The organism is Mesorhizobium sp. LSJC280B00, from assembly GCF_000502835.1.
GTDB lineage: Bacteria > Pseudomonadota > Alphaproteobacteria > Rhizobiales > Rhizobiaceae > Mesorhizobium.
Genome location: NZ_AYVL01000088.1, coordinates 1 through 3956, shown reverse-complemented (window position 1 = coordinate 3956; position 3956 = coordinate 1). Strand labels below are relative to the sequence as shown.

General features: G+C 58.7%; 5 protein-coding genes and 2 pseudogenes. 2 read left to right on the top strand and 5 right to left on the bottom strand.

Features of this window, described 5'->3' with window-relative positions; genetic code table 11:
- The 3 genes and pseudogenes from X773_RS78865 to X773_RS76060 form a co-directional block, all read right to left on the bottom strand.
- Positions 1-158: pseudogene (locus tag X773_RS78865) on the bottom strand (DUF2333 domain-containing protein); the annotation flags it as partial.
- A gap of 340 nt (positions 159-498) precedes the next feature.
- Positions 499-1533: a DUF1402 family protein gene (locus X773_RS73240; protein ID WP_084641925.1), complete on the bottom strand. Its 1035-nt coding sequence runs from the start codon at positions 1531-1533 to the stop codon at positions 499-501.
- Between the two features lie 194 nt (positions 1534-1727).
- Positions 1728-1978: pseudogene (locus X773_RS76060) on the bottom strand (transglutaminase-like cysteine peptidase).
- On the opposite strand from X773_RS76060, the gene X773_RS79225 reads away from it, so the two are divergent.
- Complete coding sequence (locus tag X773_RS79225) at positions 1970-2302, top strand: transglutaminase-like cysteine peptidase (RefSeq protein ID WP_156937521.1); 333 nt, start codon at positions 1970-1972, stop codon at positions 2300-2302. The pseudogene X773_RS76060 and the gene X773_RS79225 sit on opposite strands and share 9 nt — an antisense overlap.
- A 25-nt stretch (positions 2303-2327) precedes the next feature.
- The gene (locus X773_RS79220; protein ID WP_023680915.1) at positions 2328-2597 is read left to right on the top strand and encodes a transglutaminase-like cysteine peptidase; all 270 of its coding nucleotides are present in this window, start codon (positions 2328-2330) and stop codon (positions 2595-2597) included.
- 2 nt (positions 2598-2599) lie between these two features.
- Here the strand turns inward: X773_RS79220 and X773_RS73230 are convergent, their stop codons facing one another.
- Together X773_RS73230 and X773_RS0140530 are read right to left on the bottom strand one after the other, a co-directional pair.
- The gene (locus X773_RS73230; protein ID WP_031213455.1) at positions 2600-3433 is read right to left on the bottom strand and encodes an undecaprenyl-diphosphate phosphatase; all 834 of its coding nucleotides are present in this window, start codon (positions 3431-3433) and stop codon (positions 2600-2602) included.
- A 187-nt stretch (positions 3434-3620) separates the two neighbouring features.
- Positions 3621-3956 (bottom strand): ABC transporter permease (locus X773_RS0140530; protein WP_031213454.1); only part of this gene is annotated, 336 nt, incomplete at its 5' end.

Genomic DNA, 3956 nt, shown 5'->3' with positions numbered 1-3956 from the left:
ACAGCCAGGCCGAGCACCGCCTTCAGGATCCAGCCGCGCTGCGTATACCAACGCCCGGCCCACACGAACGGCCACAGGATGACGCCGATGGCTAAGCCGATGCCGCGGCCGATCCACTGGAAAATCCGGGTGAAGAAATTCACGATCGGATCAAGCATGGCGATGTCACCCCCTCAGTCAGTCAAGCCGTAGAGGCGCATGCCAAACGCCACCTTGTCTTTCAAATATGTGGTTTTCAGAGCGTCGCGCTGGGTAAGCCATTCTCAGTTTGGAGCCGCATGGTTATCGACATACGATACCTCGCTTGGCCATCTTGCACGCGACCGGCAATTCCGGCGCGCTTTATGAGTTCGCTTGAGTGCACTGTTTGCTTCCATCTGATGTCGATAGATGTTCGCCAAATGCAAGCGGAATTGGTCTCATGACAGCCAGCTTTTCCGGCATAAATCTGTCCTGCCATCCGACGCAGGTTCGCGAGTGTCCGGCCACCAACCACGATCATTTCGTGCCATCGGTGAGAAGCGCCTTGAGTTCTTCGAGCCTGTCGTTGATGAGCCAGCCGTAATAGTTCTCGACGGGCAGGGTGCGGCCGGTCTTGTCGGTCACGGCTTGCCTCAACTCACGTGCACGTCTGCGCGGCTGGCCAACATTGTAGAGCGTGGCGGTGATTCCGGGATTACCGGATATATCGAACCCCTGTTCCCGATAGGCATCGATCGAATCCCGGATGATCGCGGCGATGTAAACAAGACTGCGATCAGGATCCATGACGTCGCGATAGATCGCCTGCGGGCGATCGGGCAACAATCGGGGAAGCTTGCTGACCCGGCTGACCATGTCTGTGACCTGCAGGGCTGCAAGCGGGCTTATCTGTCCCAGGCCGAAGGTCTGCCCCGCATAGAAGGGTTGGAAGAAGGCCCGCTGGAACGTGATGGGTTCGTAGTCGACGCCATCGACCTTGCGACCCCGGAATGTCTCTTCCCAGACCTGGTCACGGCAGCTCCAAATCAGCGCGCTGCTTTCGAGAGAAGAGCAGGATGCGAATTCGGGCCGCTGGACGAATGACTGGACCGGAGTGCCCCTGTAGCTGAAGGAGAACTTCAGATCGGCATAGGCGAGCGCCTTGACGTAATAGGTCTGAACCGAGTCGACCACGCTGATATTGTAGGTGTGCTCTCCGACGAGAGCCGCGACGATGTGGATCGGATCGATGCCATAGGCGAGCGCCGCCTTCCTGATCTTGCCGACGAGTTTGCGGTCGTCCCGTATCAAGGCGGTTATGGCCCGATACTTCTCCTCGTACGTCGTGTTGAATGCCTTGGAACGAAGCGCGGACGCTCTTGGGATCACCGGTTGCTCGGCAAGACGATTGCCCGTCGGGACGACTGTGACAGTCTGCGCCACGGCTGGGGCCGTTCCGACACAAGTTGCAACGATCGTCACCGTCATGAAAAAGGGCTGCAGCTTGGCTGTTGGCATGAGGCTCCGTTGGCAGCCTCCGGCTCCGTGAAGGGATGCAGAGTGTGCCGTCATATGGTCATGGCAGTGTGCTTTCGAGCCTATAACAGAGAGGCGGAGGTTTTGCGAGCCGGCAAGGTGTTCGGATGTTCGGATGCAAGGACGCTGGAAAAAATGTTCGGCATCGCGTTACCTAAGCGCGCCGACGAGAAGATTGTCTTCGCTTAAGATGGAAACCCACCGTCTCGTGTTGTATTCCGCTTGGCGCTTCAGGTAGTGATGGTTCGTCTCGTACCAGGGACGAACCCCAGATTATCGAGAATGAAATCGCCCTTGTCGGTTCGAACCGCCAATAGAGCGTGCCCTTCGCCATCGGACTTGCGCACTGCCGTCAAGAGCAGACTGGAGACGCGAAGGCCTTTCGCGTCAGCGTTCGCCGATTTTCCAGTGCATAATCCTCGCAATCACCCAGATTATCGTCAGGATAGGACCAATATTCTGGAACTCCATTGTGTTCCATGTCGCTCACCGGCTTGACGCGGTGGTTTACGGATACGTTGACGCCTACCAGCGATCGCAAAAGTCATCGGTCATGGTCGGCGAATGCAGGGCAGCTCACATTCATGCGAACAAACGGACGGACAACGCAGCGATCGGTCATTACGAATACTGTCGGAACTATCGCGATGATTGCTCGATCGTCACGCGCGACCCGAAGCCCGTCGAACTGACCCGCTCCTTGTGTGAGACGCTGATCGAAATCAACAACAGGGCCAACACGACGATCATGGCCATGACGGACATAGATACCCGGTGTCGAGGAGAAATGGGAGTATCCCTATAAGGGATTTGGCGACTGCGACGACATCGTGCTGGAAAAACGTCGCGAACTGATGAGACAGGGCGTGCCCCGCAAAACCTTTTGGATAACGGTGGTCAGGCAGTCGAGCGGCGAGGGGCACGCGATGCTGAGCGTCAACACGACCGCCGGTGACTTCATTCTCGACAATCTGGAGCCGAAGGTCCTGCTGTGGTCGGACACCGGATATACCTACCTGAAGCGCCAGTCGCGATCCAACTCCGGCCATTGGGAAGCGATCGAATCCCAACAGAACATTCTCGTCAGCGGCACGAAATAATCTCAGGACGCTGACAGGAGACCGGCGCCAAGAAGCAGAAATATCGAGGCGCCGAGCCCGATCCGATAATAGACGAAGGGTATGTAGCTGCGCGTCGAGACTAGCTTCAGAAAACCCACGATCGCGACATAGCCGACCGCGAAGGACAGCAGGGTGGCCAGCGCGGTCGGACCGGCGCCGACCGGACTGTCTGCCCCCCAACTCGCATAGAGCTGGAAGAAGCCTGAGGCGAGCACGGCAGGTATCGCCAGCAGGAACGAATACCTGGCGGCGGCCTCTCGCGTGTAAGCCATCAGCAGTCCGGCGCTTATAGTGCCTCCCGATCGCGAAACGCCCGGGATGAGGGCCATCGCCTGGGCGGCGCCGAACAGAAAGCCGTCCCGCCAGCCCAGATCGCGCAAAGCCTTGCGCTTGGCGCCCAGCCGGTCNGCCGGTCGGCGGCCGCGAGAACCAGCGAAGACGATCAACATGGTTGCCGTGAGATAGAGGTTGCGGGCCGGACCTTCGATCAGGTTCTTCAGCAATAGTCCTAGGATGCCGATCGGCAGGGTTCCTATGATCACCAGCCATCCCATGCGGGCATCCGGGTCCAGCCGTTCACGGCGGCCGGCCAGGGAACGCAGCCATGTGGCGATGATGCAGATAATGTCATGGCGGAAATAGATCAGGGCCGCGATCTCGGTCCCGATCTGCGTAATGGCGGTAAATGCGGCGCCGGGATCGCCGGCCGGTGGCAGGAATTCACCAACGATCCGCAAATGCGCGCTTGAGGAGATCGGAAGAAATTCCGTCAGTCCTTGAACCACTCCTAGGATCGCCGCCTCGCTCCACCCGATTTCAGCCAATTGCACTTCCTTTGCGTCCGTCACGATCTTCCGGCAACCTGAACCGACGACTGTCTTGGGTGTCAATCGCGATAGAGCGTTGGGCATAGGTTTTGTTGGCTTTGACGAAACCGTTTGCAAGGACGAGCAGTTTCCTAATTCGGGCTGCGGTGAGAATTTTTGATGAGCACAAATCGGTTCAGTTTCTGAGTGCCTGCGCCGGCGATTGCCGGTATGCAAGCATCGCCGGCACCAGAGCGATCAGACCCGTGACAGCCAATAACACAAGGGCGGACTGCCAGTCCTCGCTGCGGAACTCGACCGGCAATGTAAAGCCGCTGGCTCCGCTCAAGAGGTGCGCACCCGTCCTGGCGGCCGTGTAGCCCAGCCCGAAGCCGAGAAGCACCCCTGCTGCGATGATTGCGAACGTCTCCAGCCAGACGATTTCAAACACCACCGCGCGCGGCGTCCCGAACGCGCGCAAGGCACCAATCTGCCGGCGCCGCTGCATGACGTGAAGGACCACGACAAGCAG